The following is a 16,487-nucleotide window of genomic DNA, read 5'->3' as shown; positions in this document are numbered from 1 at the left end:
GCTACAGCGCGGGCACCGCCGCGATCGCGTCCGCGACGACCGCCGCCGCGCCGACGCCGACCGCGTCGGGCGCGAGCACGAGTCGGTGGGCGAGCACCGGGCGGGCGAGCGCCTGGACGTCGTCGGGCTCGACGTGGCCGCGGCCGTAGAGCATCGCGCGCGCCTTCGCGGCCCGCAGCAGCATCAGGCCGGCGCGCGGGCTGGCGCCGAGGTCGACGCGCGCGTCCTCGCGCGTGCGGGCGAGCAGGCGCACGAGGTACTCGCGCAGCGGCTGGGAGGCCTGGACGCGCGTCGCGACCTCCTGCGCGGCGAGCACGTCGGCCGCGGTCACGACCGGCTCCAGCAGCTCGACCCTGTCGCCCATGCCGTGGTCGCCGAGCATCGCGACCTCGTGGTCGAGGTCGGGGTAGCCGAGCGAGACGCGGACCATGAAGCGGTCGACCTGCGCCTCGGGCAGCGGGTAGGTGCCCTCGTACTCGACCGGGTTCTGCGTCGCCAGCACGAGGAACGGGCGCGCCAGCTCATGCGTGTGGACGTCGACGGTGACGCGCCGCTCCTGCATGCACTCGAGCAGGCCAGACTGGGTCCGCGGCGAGGCGCGGTTGATCTCGTCGACGATCACGACGTTGGCGAAGACCGGCCCCGGCCGGAACTCGAAGCGGCCCTCGCGCTGGTTGTAGACGTTGGTGCCGGCGACGTCGGCCGGGAGCAGGTCGGCGGTGCATTGGATCCGCGCGAACTGGCAGTCGACCGAGCGCGCGAGCGCGCGCGCCAGCGCCGTCTTGCCGACGCCGGGATAGTCCTCCATAAGCACGTGGCCCTCGGCGATCAGCGCGACCAGCACGTGCTCGAGCGTCCGCCCCTGCACCTGCACGGCGGAGCGGACGTTCTCGGCGATGCGGCGGGCGGTCGCCGCCGCGGCCTCACACTCGTGCGGCGCGACCGGCGGCAGCTGGTCCACTGGCTCCATCGCTCCCTCCTCTCGCGCGCAGGCGCACGACCTCGTCGAGGATCGCGTCGGCGATCTCCTCCTTCGGCGCGAACGGCAGCGCCAGCTCCCGCTCGGCGGTGACGACCGTCACCTCGTTCTCGCGCGCGTCGAAGCCGATGTCGGGGCGCGAGATGTCGTTGACGACGATCGCGTCGAGCCGCTTGCGCTCGCGCTTGCCGCGCGCGTAGGCGAGCGCGCCGTCGCCGTGCTCGGCGGCGAAGCCGACGACCGTCTGCGCGGCGGTGCGCCGTTCGGCGAGGCCGCCGAGGATGTCGGGCGTCCGCTCCAGCCTGATCGTGTCCGGGGCGTCCGCGTCCTTCTTGATCTTCCCGTCGGGCGGGTCGACCGGCCGGAAGTCGGCGACCGCGGCGGCCATCAGCAGCACGTCGCAGGCCGGGAAAGCCGCGGCGCAGGCGTCGGCCAGCTCGGCGGCGGTCTCGACGTCGCGGTAGGCGACGCCGTCGGCGCGCGGGAGCGCGACGTTGGCGGCGAGCACCGTCACCTCCGCGCCGCGGCGGGCGGCCCGCTCGGCGAGCGCGAAGCCCATCCGCCCCGAGGAGCGGTTGCCGACGTAGCGGACCGAGTCGATCGGCTCGCGCGTGCCGCCGGCGGTGACGAGCACGCGCAGGCCGTCGAGGTCGCGGTCGGGCGCCGGGGCGGCCGCCGGGCCTCGCACGGCCGAATCCGTCCCGGCCGCAGGCGCGCCGGCGGTCGCGGTGCGCCCGGCGAGCACCTCCTCGCAGACGGCGAGCAGCTCGGCCGGCTCGGCGAGGCGGCCGACGCCGTGCTCGCCCTTGGAGGCGAGCGACCCGACGCCGGGGTCGATCACGCGCACGCCGCGCTCGCGCAGCGTCGCGAGGTTGGCCTGCGTCGCGGCGTGCTCGTACATCGCGTCGTTCATCGCCGGAGCGACCAGCAGCGGGCAGCGGGCGGCGAGCGCGGCGCTGCTCAGCAGGTTGTCGGCGAGCCCGTGGGCGAGCTTGGCGATCGTGTTCGCCGAGGCCGGCGCGATCAGGTAGAGGTCGGCGTTGAGGACGAGCGCCAGGTGGCTGATCGGCTCGTGCTCGGGCTGCGGGTCGCCCGGGAAGGCGCCGCGGGCGGGGTCGGGCTCGAACTCGCTCCTCAGCACCGGCGCGCCGGTGATCGCCTCGAACGAGGCGACCCCGACGAAGCGCTCGCTCGTCGGGGTCTGGACGACGCGGACGCTGTGGCCCGCCTTCGTCGCGAGGCGGACGAGCTCGAGCGCCTTGTAGGCGGCGATCCCGCCGCTGACGCCGAGCAGGATCCGCGCCACGTCGCCTCCTCAGCCCGCCTGCCGCGACCTAGCGGTAGTGGTACTTGATCTTGCCGTCGGCGACTTCCTCGAGCGCGATCGTCAGGTAGTTCTTCGAGCGCGTCTCGACCATCGGGGGCGGGAACTCGTCGAAGGTCCCCTCGCCGAGGTTGTGGTAGTAGCTGTTGATCTGCCGCGCGCGCTTGGCGGCGACGACGACGCTCGCGTAGTCGGAGTCGACGTGCTGGAGCAGGCGATCGATGCGGGGAGAGATCAAGAACGTGCCTTTCGCGGTCGTTGAGGGCGAATTCTAGCCATTACCGGCTGAAAGCCAGTCCAGGATCGCCTGGCGCGTGAACCGCCACTCCTCGCCGATCTTGCGGCCGGGCAGCTCGCCGCGCTCGGCCAGGCTCGCGACCGACGTCTCCTCGACCTGCAGCAGCTCGGCGGCGTCGGCGAGCGTCAGCACGTCGGCGACCGGATCGGGGCGGAAGTCGTGGCGGCCGAGCGTGAGGCCCTGCGGCGCCGGCTCGATCGTGATGCGGTTGCCGTCGGCGTCGAGCGGCCCGTGGAGCGCCCGCAGCGACTCGAGGCTCGCCGCCGAGGAGGGATCGACGTAGCGCTCGAGCAGGGCGCTGACGAGGTCCTGCTTGGAGAGCTTCAGCTCGAAGGAGGCGCGGTCGAGGTCGCGCGCGCGGTCGGTGGGGATGCGGACGTAGAGCGCCTCGCGCTCGCTGCCGCGTGGTCTCGTCGCAGTCATGGCTAGCAGGATAGCCTGATAGCCGAATAGCGAAACGCCAAGGTTGCGCGCCGGTCAGCCCGCGCGCAGCTCGCGCGCGACGATCCGCTCGAGCTCGGAGACCGCGTCCTCCAGCCGGTCGTTGACGACCCGGTACTGGAACTCGTCGCAGGCGGTCAGCTCCTGCTCGGCGACGCCGAGGCGCCGCTCGACGTCCTCGGGGCTGTCGGTCCCCCGCCCCACGAGCCGCTCGCGCAGCGCCTCCCTCGACGGCGGCACGATGAAGACCTGGACGGCGTCGGGCATCGTCTCGCGCACCTGGCGCGCGCCCTGGACCTCGATCTCCAGCACGACCGGCGCGCCGGCGGCGGTGCGCTTCTCCAGCTCGGAGCGGAGCGTCCCGTAGCGGCGGCCCGAGTAGTCGGCGTGCTCGACGAAGGCCCCTTCGTCGACCCGCTGCTCGAACTGCTCGTCGGTGAGAAAGTGATAATGAACGCCGTCCTCCTCGCCGGGCCGCGGTCTCCGCGTGGTCGCGGAGACCGACAGCTCCAGCTCGGGGACCCGCGAGAGCAGGTTCCGGATCAACGTTCCCTTGCCGACCCCCGAGGGGCCGGTGATGACGAAAACCCTGGCCAACTGACGTGGCTCGGGTCTAGCGGCGCAGCAGCGCGACGAGCTCTCCGCGCTGACGCTGGGAGAGCCCGCCGATCGTCTTGCTCGGCGAGATGCGGCACTGCGTGAGCACCTTGTTGGCCTTGACGCGCCCGTACTTCGGGACGGCGAGGAGCAGGTCGAAGACCTTGGCGGTCTCGATGTAGCTCGGCGGCTCCATCAGGAGCTCGTGGATCGCCGCGCGTCCGGCCTTGAGGTCCCGCTTGAGCTGCGCCCGCTTGGTGCGGATCTCGTTCGCTCGGTTGAGCGCGTCCATGCGCTGGTTCAGGGAACGCTCCGGCGCTGTCGCGGTCTTGGTGGGGGCGGGGATGGCCGGCGGCATGGCGGCGAGTCTACATCTTGCGAGAGGCGGTTCAAGCGACAAGGGACGAATTCGTCTCGACCTCAACTTGAGGTTCAGCGATGTCGAGAGTGCCGTAGCAGATCCCATCTCTTTGCAGGAGTTTTCCCGAGCGGTTCATGTTGATGCTGGCGCGTCGGCGCCCGGATTCGACCCTTCTCGGCGCAGCTCCGCCAGCTCGGCCGCGACCCGCCGTCCGGCGAGCGGATCGCGGAAGCTCTCGGTGCCGACGGCGACCAGGGTCGCTCCCGCCCGCAGCAGGTCGTCGGCGTCGCGCCCGCGCTGCACGCCGCCCATCGCGACGAGCGGCAGCGAGACCCGCCGCGCGACCTCCTGGACCTGCGCGAGCGCGATTGCACGAACCGTTGCACCCGAGACGCCGCCGGTGCCCGCGCCGAGCCACGGCTCGCGCGTGCGCGGGTCGAGCGCCATGCCGCGGATCGTGTTGATCAGGGACAGCGCGTCGGCGCCGGCCGCCTCCGCCGCCTCGGCGACGGCGCCGGGGTCGGTCGCGTTCGGCGTCAGCTTGACGATGATCGGCTTGGCCGTGAGCGGCCGCACGCGCTCGACGAGCTTCGCCGTCTCCCCCGGGTCGGCGCCCATGATCAGGCCGGTCTCGACGTTCGGGCAGGAGACGTTCAGCTCGAGCGCGGAGACCTCCTCGCGCTCGGCGAAGGCGTCGACCAGCCGCGCGACCTCCTCGCGCGTGAAGCCCATCACGTTGACGATCAGCGGGACGGGCAGCCGCGCAAGCTCCGGAAGGTCGTGCGTCAGATATCCGTCAAGCCCCTTGTTCGGCAGGCCGATCGAGTTGATCAGGCCGCCCGGCAGCTCCCACAGCCGCGGCGGCGGGTTGCCCTCGCGCGGCGCGACGGTGACCGTCTTGGAGACGAAGGCCGAGAAGGGGAACTGCTCGACGAGCGCGTCGCCGAAGGCGCGGCGCGCGGCGATCGCGTCGAAGGTGCCCGAGCCGTTGACGATCGGGTGGGCCAGCTCGATCCCGCAGAAGGTCGTCGGCAGCGAGGGCGTCGCGTCGATGCCCGCACCGGTTCCGATCGCGGGCATCAGTGACCGGCCCCCGGGACGAGCGCCGTCTCCAGCTGCTCGCCGTCGAGCACCGGCCCGTCGACGCACAGCCGCACGTAGCCGCTCTTCGTCGGCACGACGCAGCCGAAGCAGGCGCCGTAGCCGCACGCCATCCCCGACTCCAGCGCGAGCTGGACGGGGACGTCGCGCTCGGCGCAGAGCGCCCGCACCGCCTCCAGCATCGCCGGCGGGCCGCAGGCGTAGACCTGCGCGCGCTCGTCGCGGTCGAGCTCCTCGACCAGCAGCTCGGTGACGCGGCCGTGGTGGCCGACCGAGCCGTCGTCGGTCGCGACGCGCGCGCCGTGGCGCAGCAGGGCCGCGCCCTCGGCGTGGGGCGCGTCGCGGAAGCCGAGCAGCGCCGGCGCCAGGTCGGCGGCGCCGGAGGCGGCCAGCTCGTCCTGCAGGATCGCGAGCGGGGCGATCCCGACGCCGCCGCCGGCCAGCAGCGGCCGGCGACCGCCCGCCTCGAGCCCGAAGCCGATCCCGAGCGGCCCCAGCAGCCACAGCGCGTCGCCGGCCTCCAGCTCGCACAGCCGCTCGGTGCCCGGGCCGACGTCCTCCAGCAGGAACTCGGCCTCGCCCGGCGCGGGGATGCGCGCGACCGAGAAGGCGCGCGGCAGGAAGGGACGCTCGCCGTCCCCTCCGCCCCACCGCTCGGCCGCGGCCAGCATCGCGAACTGGCCGGGACGGGCCGGCTGCCCCTCCGGGTCGGCGACGCGCAGGACGACGTAAGAGCCGTGGACGCGCCGCTCGATCACCGTCGCGCGGCGGCGGCCGGGCGGCGAGAGCGTCCGCCGCCCGTCGTCGGTCGTCGTCGCGGTCGCGCTCACGACGGCTCTCCGACGGGAGCGCGCTCCTCCTCGGCGGGCGCTCCCGACGGAACCCGTGCCGCCGCGCGCGGCGCCCGCAGGTCCTGCAGCGCGATCACCGTCGGGTCCTCGCGGCCGCCGGCGGCGATCGCCTGCGCGGCTGCCATCGCACCGGTCATCGTCGTCATGCACGGGATCCCGTTGGCGATCGCCGCCGAGCGGATCTCCCAGCCGTCGGTGCGGGCGCCGGTCCCGACCGGCGTGTTGACGACCAGCTGGATCTCGCCGCGCTCGATCAGCTCGAGCACGTTCGGCGAGCCGGAGCCGATCTTCTCCAGCGCCTGGACCGGGATCCCCATCCGCTTGATCGCCTGCGCGGTGCCGTGCGTCGCGACGATCCTGAAGCCGAGGCCGTGGAGCGCCATCGCGACGCCGGCGGCGGCCGGCTTGTCGCTGTCGGTGACGGTGATGAAGACCGTCCCCTCGCTCGGGAGCACCGAGCCGGCGGCCGCCTGCGCCTTCGCGAAGGCGGTCGGGAAGTCGTGGGCGATCCCCATCACCTCGCCGGTCGAGCGCATCTCGGGGCCGAGCAGCGAGTCGACGCCGGCGAAGCGGTCGAACGGCATCACCGCCTCCTTGACGCAGACGACGTCGCCGACCGGGTCCTCGGGCAGGCCGAGGTCGGCGATCTTCTCGCCGAGCATGATGCGGCAGGCGAGCTTCGCGAGCGGGAGGCCGATCGCCTTGGAGACGAACGGGACGGTGCGGGAGGCGCGCGGGTTGGCCTCGATCACGTAGAGCTTGCCGGACTTGTCGACGGCGTACTGGACGTTCAGCAGGCCGACGACGCCGAGCGCCTTCGCGATCCCCTCGGTGTGCTCCCTGATCTGCTGGAGCGCGTCGGGACCGAGCGAGTGCGGCGGCAGCACGCAGGCCGAGTCGCCGGAGTGGATGCCGGCCTCCTCGACGTGCTGCATGATCCCGCCGATCCAGACCTGCTCGCCGTCGCAGAGCGCGTCGACGTCGACCTCGATCGAGTCCTCCAGGAAGCGGTCGAGGAAGATCTCCTTGCCGGAGCCGTGCTGGGCGCCGACGCGCGTCAGGTAGTCCTCGAGGCCCTCCAGCGAGTAGACGATCTCCATCGCGCGGCCGCCGAGCACGTAGCTCGGCCGCACCAGCAGCGGGAAGCCGACCTCCGGCGCCTTCGCGAGCGCCTCCTCGGGCGAGTGGGCGGTCGCGTACGGCGGCGCGGAGTAGCCGAGGTCGGCGAGCAGCCTGCCGAAGCGGCCGCGGTCCTCGGCGTGGTCGATCGCGTCGATGCTCGTGCCAAGGATCGGGACGCCGGCGGCCTCCAGGCCGGCGGCGAGCCGCAGCGGCGTCTGGCCGCCGAACTGGACGATCACGCCCTCCGGTCTCTCGACCTCGCAGACGCCGAGCACGTCCTCCAGCGTCAGCGGCTCGAAGTAGAGCCGGTCGGAGGTGTCGTAGTCGGTCGAGACCGTCTCCGGGTTGCAGTTGACCATCACCGCGTCGCGGCCCGACTCGCGCACGGTCATCGCCGCGTGGACGCAGCAGTAGTCGAACTCGATCCCCTGGCCGATCCGGTTGGGGCCGGCGCCAAGGATCACGACGCTCGGCCGGTCGCCGCGCTCGACCTCGGAGGCGGTGACGCCGGAGCGCCGCGGCCGCTCGCGGGAGGAGTAGTAGTACGGCGTGCGGGCGGCGAACTCGGCGGCGCAGGTGTCGACCGACTTGAAGATCCGCTCGCCGGCCTCGGCCGCCTCGGGATCGAGCGCCAGCTCCTGCAGCTCGCGCAGGAACCACGGGTCGATCTGCGTGCGCGCGTGCAGCGTCTCGACCTCGACGCCGCGGCGGAAGGCCTCCAGCACGAGGTCGAAGCGGTCGGGGCCGCCGGTCTCCAGCGCCGACAGCAGCTCCTCCAGCTCCTCCGGCGGCGTCGCCCGCTGGTCGAGCTCCCGCGAGCGCAGCGCCTTCGCGAAGGCCTGCTTGAAGGTGCGGCCGATCGCCATCGCCTCGCCGACCGACTTCATGTGGGTGGTCAGGCCGGCGTCGGAGCCGGGGAACTTCTCGAACGCGAACCGCGGCCACTTGACGACCGCGTAGTCGATCGTCGGCTCGAACGAGGCCGGCGTCGCGCGCGTGATGTCGTTGTCGATCTCCGGCAGCGTGTAGCCGACCGCCAGCCGCGCCGCGATCTTCGCGATCGGGAAGCCGGTCGCCTTCGAGGCCAGCGCCGAGGAGCGCGAGACGCGCGGGTTCATCTCGATGACGATGACCTCGTCGGTCTGCGGGTTGACGGCGAACTGGACGTTGGAGCCGCCGGTCTCGACGCCGACGGCGCGGATCACCTCGATCGCCTGGTGGCGCAGCTTCTGGAACTGCTTGTCGGTCAGCGTCTGCTGCGGCGCGACGCAGACCGAGTCGCCGGTGTGGACGCCCATCGGGTCGAGGTTCTCGATCGAGCAGATGATCACGACGTTGTCGGCGTGGTCGCGCATCACCTCGAGCTCGAACTCGCCCCAGCCGAGGACCGACTCGTCGATCAGGATCTGGTTGATCGGCGAGGCCTCGATGCCGCGATGGCAAATCGCCTCGAACTCCTCGACGGTGCGGGCGATCCCGCCGCCGCGGCCGCCGAGCGTGAAGGCCGGGCGGATGATCATCGGCAGGCCGATGTCGTCGAGCGCGGCGCGCGCCTCCTCGAGCGTGTGCGCGATCGCGGAGCGCGGCACGCGCAGTCTCGCCGCCTCCATCGTCTCGCGGAAGCGGTCGCGGTCCTCGGCGCGGTCGATCGCGTCGTAGTTGGCGCCGATCAGCTCGACGCCGTATCTCGCGAGCGTGCCGTCCTCGTGCAGCGCCTTGGCGAGGTTGAGCGCCGTCTGGCCGCCGAGCGTCGGCAGCAGCGCGTCGGGGCGCTCGCGCTCGATCACCTGCGCGACCGGGCCGGGCAGCAGCGGCTCGACGTAGGTCGCGGTGGCGATCTCGGGGTCGGTCATGATCGTCGCCGGGTTGGAGTTGACGAGCACGACCTCGTAGCCCTCCTCCATGAGGACCTTGCAGGCCTGCGTGCCGGAGTAGTCGAACTCGGCCGCCTGTCCGATCACGATCGGCCCGGAGCCGATGATGAGGATCTTTCTGATGTCGGTGCGCTTCGGCATGGCGTCTGTTCCCGGCCTACGCGCCGGCGATCTCCTTGATGAACCGGTCGAAGAGGTAGAGCGAGTCGCGCGGGCCGGGCCCGGCCTCGGGGTGGTACTGGACGGTCGCGCCGACGACGTCGCGCAGCGCCAGCCCCTCGACGGTGTGGTCGTAGAGGTTGACGTGGGTCAGCTCGGCGATCCCGAAGTCGGTCTCCCAGCGGACCGGGGCGTCGGTCGGCACCGTCGCCGAGCCGCCGGGGCCGCGGACCGAGAAGCCGTGGTTCTGGCTGGTGATCTCGACGCGGCCGGTGGTGAGGTCCATCACCGGGTGGTTGGCGCCGCGGTGGCCGAACGGCAGCTTGTAGGTCTCCAGGCCGACGGCGCGGCAGAGCAGCTGGTGGCCGAGGCAGATCCCGTAGACCGGCTTCTTGCCGACCAGCTCGCGCAGCGTCGCGACGAGGTAGTCGAGCGCGGCCGGGTCGCCGGGGCCGCTGGCCATGAAGAAGGCGTCGGCGTCGCCGGCCAGCAGCTGCTCGGCGGTGACCGTGCAGGGATGGAGCTCGACGGTCGCGCCGCGCAGCCGCAGGTTGCGCAGGATCGACGCCTTGACGCCGGTGTCGATCATCGCGATCCGCGTGTGCTCGGCGCCGGCCGGCCCCTCGCCGAGCGGCTCGAGCACGACCGTCTCCGACGGCGTCACCGCGCGCGCGAGGTCGCGGCCGGCCATCGGCGGCTCGGCGGCTATCAGCGCCCGCGCCTCCTCCTCGGTCATGCTCGCCGGGAAGAGGCCGCCGCGCATCGCGCCCTGGTCGCGGATGTGGCGGACGAGCGCGCGCGTGTCGAGGTCGGTGATGCCGGGGATGCCGTTGTCGCGCAGCCAGTCGAGCCAGCGGCCCTCGGCGCCGGGGGCGTCGTCGCGGTTGGTCGCCGCGCGCATGATCGCCGCGCGGGCGTGGATCCGATCGGACTCCATCGCCTCGGCCGAGACGCCGTAGTTGCCGACGTGCGCGGTCGTGAACGTGATCAGCTGGGCGTTGAAGGAGGGATCGCTCATCGCCTCCTGGTAGCCGGTCATCCCGGTCGTGAAGACGACCTCCCCGACGGCGTGGCCGTCGGCGCCGCAGGCGATGCCGTCGAAGCGCTCACCGTCCTCGAGCAGGACGTAGGCGGTCGCGTCGTTCATGCGGTCACTCCGGTGGTGGCGGGGGTGGTCGAGGGATGGCGGTGGGCGATCGTGCCGGCGGCGACCGTCAGCTTCACGACGCCGTCGAAGGCGCGGCCGTGGAAGCAGCTGTTGGCCGAGCGGCTGGCGTAGCCGTGCTCGCCGACGACCCACTGCTCGCGCAGGTCGACCAGCGCGAGGTTCGCGGGCGAGCCGACCTCGATCTTCGGCGTGCAGAGGTCGAACAGCGCGGCGCCGGAGGTCAGCTTCTCGACCAGCAGCGCGAGCGGGACGATCCCCGGCTTCACCAGCTCGGTGTAGATCGAGGCGAACGAGGTCTCCAGCCCGGTGACGCCGTTGGGCGCCTCCTCGAACGGGACCTCCTTCTCGTGCGCGGCGTGCGGCGCGTGGTCGGTCGCGATGCAGTCGATCGTGCCGTCCTTGAGGCCGGCGATCAGCGCCTGGCGGTCGGACTCGGCGCGCAGCGGGGGGTTCATCTTGAAGCGCGTGTCGAGCGACAGGACCGCCTCGTGGGTGAGCGTGAGGTGGTGCGGCGACGCCTCGCCGGTGACCTGCGCCCCTCTCCCCTTCCAGTACGCGAGCGCCTCGACCGACTCGGCCGCGGAGAGGTGCTGGAAGTGCATCCGGCCGCCCTCGAAGGCGGCGATCGCGGCGTCGCGCGCGACGATCGTCGACTCGCCGATCGACGGGTAGCCGGCGAGCCCGAGGCGGGCGGAGACCGCGCCCTCGTGCATCACGCAGCCGTTCGACAGCGACGGGTCCTCCTCATGCAGGCCGAGGACGCCGCCGGCGAGGCGCTGGTACTGGAGCGCCTTGCGCAGCATCCCGGCGACGACCACCGGTCTGCCGTCGTCGGTGAAGCCGAGCGCGCCGGCGTCGCGCAGCTCGGCCATCTCGGTCAGGTCGTCGCCCTTCAGCCCTCTGGTGATCGCCGCGAGGAAGCCGACCGGGACGCGCGCCTGCAGCTCGGCCGCCTCGCGCAGCGCGCGCAGGACCGAGGCGTCGTCGATCGTCGGCGAGGTGTTCGGCATCGCGATCACGGCCGTGAAGCCGCCGGCGGCCGCGGCGGCGGTGCCGGTCGCGAGGTCCTCCTTGTGCTCCTGGCCGGGCGTGCGGAAGTGGACGTGCGGGTCGACGAAGCCCGGGAAGAGGTGCTGCCCCTCGGCCTCGATCGTCTCGACGCCCTCGGGGGCGGCCAGCGCGCCGGGCGCGCCGAGCTCGGCGATCTCGCCGTCGCGCACGAGCAGGTCGCCGGGGCCGTCGAGGCCGGTGCGCGGATCGAGCAGGTGGGCGCCGCGGATCAGCAGCTCGGCGGGACGACCGCCGCGGAAGTACAGGCCTTTGACGCTCATGCGGCGACTGCGCTTTCGACGTTCGGGTTGACGGAGAGCGGCGCTCTGCTGTTCGCGCCGGCGAGCAGCTCGTAGAGGACCGCCATGCGGACGACGACGCCGGCCTCGACCTGCTGGGCGATCAGCGCCTGCGGCGAGTCGATCGCGTCGCCGGACAGCTCGACGCCGCGGTTGACCGGGCCGGGGTGCATCAGCAGCTGGTGGGGCTGCAGGCGCTCGGCGTTGATCTGGTAGCGGGCGGCGTACTCGCGCAGCGACGGGACGTAGGCCTCCTCCATCCGCTCGCGCTGCATCCGCAGCACGTAGACGACGTCGGCCTCCGGCAGGCGGTCGAGCGTCGGCTCGACGGTGCAGCCGAGCGCCTCGATCCCGCGCGGGATCAGCGTCGGCGGGCCCGACAGCGTCACCTGCGCGCCCATGCGCGTGAAGGCGAGGATGTCGGAGCGGGCGACGCGCGAGTGGAGCACGTCGCCGACGATCCAGATCTTGACGCCGTCGAGCGAGCCGAGCCTCTGGCGCAGCGTGTAGACGTCGAGCAGCGCCTGCGTCGGGTGCTCGTGCTTGCCGTCGCCGGCGTTGACGACCGCCGCGTCGGTCCAGCCGGCGACCAGCTGGGCGGCGCCGGCGTGCGGCGAGCGGATCACGATCGCGGCCGGGTCGTAGGCGGTCAGCGTCGTGATCGTGTCCTTCAGCGACTCGCCCTTCGTGACGCTCGAGGTCGCGGCGCGGATCGATACGAGGTCGGCCGAGAGGCGCTTGGCGGCCAGCTCGAAGGAGCTGCTGGTGCGCGTCGAGGCCTCGTAGAAGAGGTTGACGACCGTCCGTCCCCGCAGCGCCGGGACCTTCTTGATCTCGCGGCCGGCGACCTCGGCGAACGAGGCGGCGCGATCGAGCACGCGCTCGATGTCGGCGCGGGCGAGGTCGTCGATCGACAGCAGGTGCTTCACGTCGTCGTCACCTCCTGGGTGGCGGTGCTCGCTTCGGAGATCGTGACCTCGTCGACGTCGTCGAGCTCCTCGACGCGGACGTTGACGCGCTCCTCGCGCGCGGTCGGAAGGTTCTTGCCGACGTAGTCGGGGCGGATCGGCAGCTCGCGGTGGCCGCGGTCGGCGAGCACGGCGAGCTGCACGCGCGCCGGGCGGCCGTAGTCGAAGATCGCGTCGATCGCCGAGCGGACGGTGCGGCCGGTGTAGAGGACGTCGTCGACGATCACGACCGTCAGGCCGTCGAGCGGGAAGTCGACGTGGGAGGCGTGGACGACCGGCGCGCTCGGCCGCGTCGCGAGGTCGTCGCGGTAGAAGGCGATGTCGATGTCGCCGAGCGGAGGATCGACGTCGAGCAGCTCGGAGACGAGCGCGTGGAGCCGGGCGGCGAGCACGGCGCCGCGCCGGTGGATGCCGACGATGGCGAGCTGCTGGGCTGGGTTCTTCTCGACGATCTCATGCGCGATGCGCACGAGCGTTCGCCGCATGTCGTCGCGGTCGAGGACGACCTTCTCGTCTGTCACACGCGCCTTCCTGGCCTCACGGGACCGGGTTAAAGGAACGGAATCTGCGTCCACCCTAGCAACGGGCGCAGGCGGAACGGCGCCCGGTCGGGCCGCGGCGTCGAGCGCGGAGCGCCCTCAGCGGCGGTCGAGCGTGATGCGGACGGTCGAGCCGCGCTCCAACAGCGTCTCCGCGGCGGGATCCTGCTCGACGACCTCCCAGTTGGAGTCGACGATCGTCCCGAAGAGGCCGCCCTTCTCCTCCTTGACGAGGAAGCCGGCCCGCTCGAGCCGCTCGTGCGCGACGTCGAGCCGCTCGCCGGTCACGTCGGGGACGGCGGTGCGGGTGATGACCGTCTCGTCGCCGCTCAGCGGCGGCGCTCTGCTGAGGACGGTGACCGTGCGCGTTCTCGGCTCCTCGGCCGAGCCGATCCCGAGCGCGACGACGAACAGCACGCCGATCAGGAAGCCCGACGCGACGCCGAGCGCCACCGCCGTCCAGCTCGCCGGCCGCCTCGTCGTCACGCGCCCGGCTCCACGGCCGCGATCTCAGCGTCGGCCTCCTGCGGCAGCGGCGCGCGCGGGTCCCAGCGCACCAGCTGCGGGCCGCCGCGCTCGGGGAACGGCACGTCGATCGCGTCGAAGTCGCGCGGCACGACCGTCTCGCGGAAGAGCGCCCGCGCCTCGTCGCGGATCTCGCGGCCGCCGTAGCGGGTCGAGAGGTGGACGAGCGCGAGCATCCGCACCTCCGCCTCGGCGGCGGCGCGCGCGGCCTGCGCGGCGGTCGAGTGCTGCGTCTCCCTCGCCCGCTCGGCCTCGTCCTGGGTGAAGGTCGCCTCGTGGACGAGCAGGTCGGCGCGGTGGGCCATCTCGATCAGCTCCTCGCTCGGGCCGGTGTCGCCCGAGATGACCAGCTTGCGTCCGAGCCGCGGCTCGCCGATCACCTGCTCCGGTCTGACGCCCGCGACCGTCTCGCCGCGCTGGATGCGGCCGAAGTCGGGGCCGGGCGTGACGCCGAGCCGCTCGGCCAGCTCGGCGTCGAACCTGCCCGGCCGGTCGTCCTCGGTGATCGCGTAGCCGTAGGCGGTGCCGCGGTGGTTGACGGGGAACGGCTCGATCACGTACTCGTCGCGTTCGACCATCGCGTCGGGCGGCAGCTCGACGAGCGCGATCTCGTAGCCGCAGCCGCCCCAGATGTGCCTGATCGAGTGCATCAGCGCGCGCAGGCCGGGCGGCCCCCAGATCGTCAGCGGCTTCTCGCGCGCGCGCAGGTCGAAGGTCTTCAGCATCCCCGGCAGCCCGAGCCAGTGGTCGGCATGGAAGTGGGTGATGAAGACGTCGCTGAGGTCGGCGAGGCCGGCCGAGCGCAGCAGCTGGCGCTGGGTGCCCTCGCCGCAGTCGAAGAGGATCCGGTCGGCGCCGCGGCGCAGCAGGATCGCCGGCAGCCCGCGCCGGGCGGTCGGCACCGAGCCCGCGGTGCCGGCGAAGAAGAGCGAGAGGTCCATCTGCCTTTCTGAGGGTAGTGCTAGGGCTGATCGGCCGGGCCGGAAACGCGCGCCGCGCCGGGCTCGTCCAGCACGATCAGCTCGAACCGCACGGCGCCGTCGGAGACGGTCGCGACGCCCATCGTGTGGTGCGGCGCCCGCCGCCGCTCGGTCGGGCTGCCGGGGTTGAAGAGCTGGAAGCCGCTCGCGGGGTCGGTCTCGTGCAGCGGGAGATGCGAGTGGCCGAAGACGAGCGCGTGCGCGTCGGGGAAGCGCAGCCGCATCCGCTGCAGGCGTCCCTGGGACGGGCCCGCGTCGTGGGTCATCGCGATCCGCACGCCGCCGGGCAGCTCGACGATCCGCTCGGCCGGCAGCTCGCGCCGCAGCGGCGCCTCGTCGACGTTGCCGTGGACGGCGACGACCTCGCCGTATGCCTGCAGCTCGAACAGCACCTCCTCGCGGACGAAGTCGCCGGCGTGGAGGATCAGGTCGGCCGCGCGCAGCCGCGCGACGCACGCGGCCGGCAGCGCACGTGCGCCCTTCGGCATGTGGGTGTCGCTGACGATCGCGAGCTGCACGGCCCGTGGATGATGCCGGATGCGGCGCGCGGCCGAGCGCGCGGCGGCGCTCGCGCCGAGCGCCGCCGCGTCGGCGTCGGTCCGCGCGGGCGAGCGGCGCTTGACAGCCTCCGCGACGCGGCGGAGCCTCGGCGGATCCACTCGCCCACGATCGATCGGAGGTGGATCGATGCCCCGGATCACCACCAAGCTCGGGGCCGCCATGGCCGCGACCGCCATCCTCGCCGCGGGAGGGGCGGCGATCGCCACCGGCCAGGACGACGGCCGCAGAGGCCAGGGCGGTCCGGGGGCGACGACCTTCAGGGCGTCGCTGACCGGCTACGAGGAGGTCCCGGCGGTCTCGACCGAGGCGAGCGGCAGGTTCCGCGCGACGCTCGACGCACGCGCCGGGAGGCTCGCCTGGCGGCTCTCCTACCGGGAGCTGGAGGGAGCGGTGCAGCAGGCGCACATCCACTTCGGCCAGGTCGCGGTCAACGGCGGCGTGAGCGTCTTCCTCTGCACGAACCTGCCGGGCGCGCCCGCCGGCGTGCAGAGATGTCCGCCGCCGCCCGCGACGATCAGCGGCGTGGCGACCGCCGCGAGCGTCGTCGGGCCCGCCAGACAGGGCATCGGCCCCGGCGACCTCGGCGAGCTGGTCGCCGCGATGCGCGCGGGCGTCACCTACGCGAACGTCCACAGCGACACCTTCCCGGACGGCGAGGCGCGCGGGCAGATCGCGGCGATCGGCCGCCGCGCTCACGCCCGTCGCTGAGCGGCGGAGGGCCGCGGAACGACGAGAGCCCCGCCGGCGGCGGGGCTCTCGATCAGCGCGCCCGGCAGGATTCGAACCTGCGACCTCTTGCTCCGGAGGCAAGCGCTCTATCCACTGAGCTACGGGCGCGTGAGCACGTCAGCTTACCGTGCCGGTGGGCGGCGCCGCGCGCCGGCCGCCGCTCACGCGTCGCTCAGGCGCTCCTCGTACATGCTCACCAGCTCGGAGAGCGGGACGTCGAGCGCCCGGCTGACGTGCACGAGCGCGGTGAACGACGGGTTCATGCGGCCCGACTCGAGCGACGTCATGTAGTTTCGGCTCAGCCCGGCGGCCGCTCCGACCTCCTCCTGCTTGAGCGCCTTGCGAGCACGCAGCTCGCGCACCGCCGTCGCGAGCGCACGGACGTCGTTGGGCAGCGGAGCGGGCACACCTGAACCCTCCACCGGATCTCCGCTGCAATCCACCACCTATGGCGGGGAACGTTCACGCTATAGAGGGGATCCCGCGCCGGAGGCTGGGGGACTCCCCCATTCCGGCGGGTTCCGAGCCGGCGGCGGGGCGTCCCGATCGCGTCGGCGCGGA

General features: G+C 73.0%; 18 protein-coding genes and 1 tRNA gene. 1 reads left to right on the top strand and 18 read right to left on the bottom strand.

Annotated features, from left to right (window positions below; all coding sequences use genetic code 11):
• Position 1: 1 nt before the first annotated feature.
• The 16 genes from BDZ31_RS14870 to BDZ31_RS14795 all read right to left on the bottom strand — a co-directional run bounded on the left by BDZ31_RS14870 (position 2) and on the right by BDZ31_RS14795 (position 15,154).
• Positions 2-970, bottom strand: a complete 969-nt coding sequence (locus tag BDZ31_RS14870) for an AAA family ATPase (RefSeq protein ID WP_183343128.1) — start codon at positions 968-970, stop codon at positions 2-4.
• On the bottom strand, positions 924-2,285 hold the full coding sequence (locus BDZ31_RS14865) for a phosphopantothenoylcysteine decarboxylase domain-containing protein (RefSeq protein WP_183343127.1): 1,362 nt from the start codon (positions 2,283-2,285) through the stop codon (positions 924-926). Before BDZ31_RS14865 ends, BDZ31_RS14870 begins: the two co-directional genes overlap by 47 nt.
• Positions 2,286-2,313: 28 nt before the next feature.
• A complete protein-coding gene (rpoZ, locus tag BDZ31_RS14860; protein WP_221243089.1) occupies positions 2,314-2,541 on the bottom strand; it encodes a DNA-directed RNA polymerase subunit omega in 228 nt (75 codons plus the stop codon).
• A 33-nt stretch (positions 2,542-2,574) separates the two neighbouring features.
• The gene (locus tag BDZ31_RS14855; protein WP_183343126.1) at positions 2,575-3,024 is read right to left on the bottom strand and encodes a helix-turn-helix domain-containing protein; all 450 of its coding nucleotides are present in this window, start codon (positions 3,022-3,024) and stop codon (positions 2,575-2,577) included.
• A 54-nt stretch (positions 3,025-3,078) separates the two neighbouring features.
• A complete protein-coding gene (gene gmk, locus BDZ31_RS14850; protein WP_183343125.1) occupies positions 3,079-3,639 on the bottom strand; it encodes a guanylate kinase in 561 nt (186 codons plus the stop codon).
• 16 nt (positions 3,640-3,655) lie between these two features.
• Positions 3,656-3,997: an integration host factor, actinobacterial type gene (gene mihF, locus BDZ31_RS14845; RefSeq protein WP_183343450.1), complete on the bottom strand. Its 342-nt coding sequence runs from the start codon at positions 3,995-3,997 to the stop codon at positions 3,656-3,658.
• 135 nt (positions 3,998-4,132) lie between these two features.
• Complete coding sequence (locus tag BDZ31_RS14840; protein ID WP_183343124.1) at positions 4,133-5,080, bottom strand: dihydroorotate dehydrogenase; 948 nt, start codon at positions 5,078-5,080, stop codon at positions 4,133-4,135.
• Positions 5,080-5,931 carry an iron-sulfur cluster-binding protein gene (locus BDZ31_RS26040; protein WP_183343123.1) on the bottom strand — a complete coding sequence of 284 codons (852 nt, stop codon included), beginning with the start codon at positions 5,929-5,931 and terminating at the stop codon, positions 5,080-5,082. The genes BDZ31_RS14840 and BDZ31_RS26040 overlap by 1 nt, the downstream gene beginning before the upstream one ends.
• A complete protein-coding gene (gene carB / locus BDZ31_RS14830) occupies positions 5,928-9,089 on the bottom strand; it encodes a carbamoyl-phosphate synthase large subunit (RefSeq protein ID WP_183343122.1) in 3,162 nt (1,053 codons plus the stop codon). Before carB ends, BDZ31_RS26040 begins: the two co-directional genes overlap by 4 nt.
• 16 nt (positions 9,090-9,105) lie before the next feature.
• A complete protein-coding gene (gene carA / locus BDZ31_RS14825) occupies positions 9,106-10,254 on the bottom strand; it encodes a glutamine-hydrolyzing carbamoyl-phosphate synthase small subunit (RefSeq protein WP_183343121.1) in 1,149 nt (382 codons plus the stop codon).
• Complete coding sequence (locus BDZ31_RS14820; RefSeq protein ID WP_183343120.1) at positions 10,251-11,606, bottom strand: dihydroorotase; 1,356 nt, start codon at positions 11,604-11,606, stop codon at positions 10,251-10,253. The genes carA and BDZ31_RS14820 overlap by 4 nt, the downstream gene beginning before the upstream one ends.
• Entirely contained in the window at positions 11,603-12,553 is a 951-nt protein-coding gene (locus BDZ31_RS14815; RefSeq protein ID WP_183343119.1) for an aspartate carbamoyltransferase catalytic subunit, read from the bottom strand. The genes BDZ31_RS14820 and BDZ31_RS14815 overlap by 4 nt, the downstream gene beginning before the upstream one ends.
• Positions 12,550-13,113: a bifunctional pyr operon transcriptional regulator/uracil phosphoribosyltransferase PyrR gene (gene pyrR / locus BDZ31_RS14810; protein ID WP_183343118.1), complete on the bottom strand. Its 564-nt coding sequence runs from the start codon at positions 13,111-13,113 to the stop codon at positions 12,550-12,552. Before pyrR ends, BDZ31_RS14815 begins: the two co-directional genes overlap by 4 nt.
• A 117-nt stretch (positions 13,114-13,230) precedes the next feature.
• On the bottom strand, positions 13,231-13,617 hold the full coding sequence (locus BDZ31_RS26035) for a PASTA domain-containing protein (protein ID WP_183343117.1): 387 nt from the start codon (positions 13,615-13,617) through the stop codon (positions 13,231-13,233).
• Entirely contained in the window at positions 13,614-14,597 is a 984-nt protein-coding gene (gene rnz, locus BDZ31_RS14800; RefSeq protein ID WP_183343116.1) for a ribonuclease Z, read from the bottom strand. Before rnz ends, BDZ31_RS26035 begins: the two co-directional genes overlap by 4 nt.
• Before the next feature lie 20 nt (positions 14,598-14,617).
• On the bottom strand, positions 14,618-15,154 hold the full coding sequence (locus BDZ31_RS14795; protein WP_183343115.1) for a YfcE family phosphodiesterase: 537 nt from the start codon (positions 15,152-15,154) through the stop codon (positions 14,618-14,620).
• Between the two features lie 169 nt (positions 15,155-15,323).
• On the opposite strand from BDZ31_RS14795, the gene BDZ31_RS14790 reads away from it, so the two are divergent.
• Positions 15,324-15,905 (top strand): CHRD domain-containing protein, encoded by a 582-nt coding sequence (locus BDZ31_RS14790; protein WP_183343114.1) that lies wholly within the window; start codon positions 15,324-15,326, stop codon positions 15,903-15,905.
• Positions 15,906-15,961: 56 nt separating this feature from the next.
• Here BDZ31_RS14790 and BDZ31_RS14785 read toward each other — a convergent pair.
• Positions 15,962-16,034, bottom strand: a tRNA-Arg gene (locus tag BDZ31_RS14785).
• Positions 16,035-16,087: 53 nt separating this feature from the next.
• Complete coding sequence (locus BDZ31_RS14780; RefSeq protein WP_183343113.1) at positions 16,088-16,333, bottom strand: helix-turn-helix domain-containing protein; 246 nt, start codon at positions 16,331-16,333, stop codon at positions 16,088-16,090.
• Positions 16,334-16,487: the final 154 nt, after the last annotated feature.

This window comes from Conexibacter arvalis (assembly GCF_014199525.1).
In the GTDB taxonomy this organism is placed as follows: domain Bacteria; phylum Actinomycetota; class Thermoleophilia; order Solirubrobacterales; family Solirubrobacteraceae; genus Conexibacter; species Conexibacter arvalis.
Note: the sequence above shows the minus strand (reverse complement) of the source record. Positions and strands in the feature narration are given on the sequence as shown.

Coding starts and splice junctions, on each gene's coding strand:
- carA (WP_183343121.1), bottom strand. CDS start 10,254: ATGAACGACGCGACCGCCTACGTCCTGCTCGAGGACGGTGAGCGCTTC.
- mihF (WP_183343450.1), bottom strand. CDS start 3,997: ATGCCGCCGGCCATCCCCGCCCCCACCAAGACCGCGACAGCGCCGGAG.
- rnz (WP_183343116.1), bottom strand. CDS start 14,597: ATGGACCTCTCGCTCTTCTTCGCCGGCACCGCGGGCTCGGTGCCGACC.
- carB (WP_183343122.1), bottom strand. CDS start 9,089: ATGCCGAAGCGCACCGACATCAGAAAGATCCTCATCATCGGCTCCGGG.
- BDZ31_RS14870 (WP_183343128.1), bottom strand. CDS start 970: ATGGAGCCAGTGGACCAGCTGCCGCCGGTCGCGCCGCACGAGTGTGAG.
- BDZ31_RS14790 (WP_183343114.1), top strand. CDS start 15,324: ATGCCCCGGATCACCACCAAGCTCGGGGCCGCCATGGCCGCGACCGCC.
- BDZ31_RS14840 (WP_183343124.1), bottom strand. CDS start 5,080: ATGCCCGCGATCGGAACCGGTGCGGGCATCGACGCGACGCCCTCGCTG.
- BDZ31_RS14855 (WP_183343126.1), bottom strand. CDS start 3,024: ATGACTGCGACGAGACCACGCGGCAGCGAGCGCGAGGCGCTCTACGTC.
- BDZ31_RS14820 (WP_183343120.1), bottom strand. CDS start 11,606: ATGAGCGTCAAAGGCCTGTACTTCCGCGGCGGTCGTCCCGCCGAGCTG.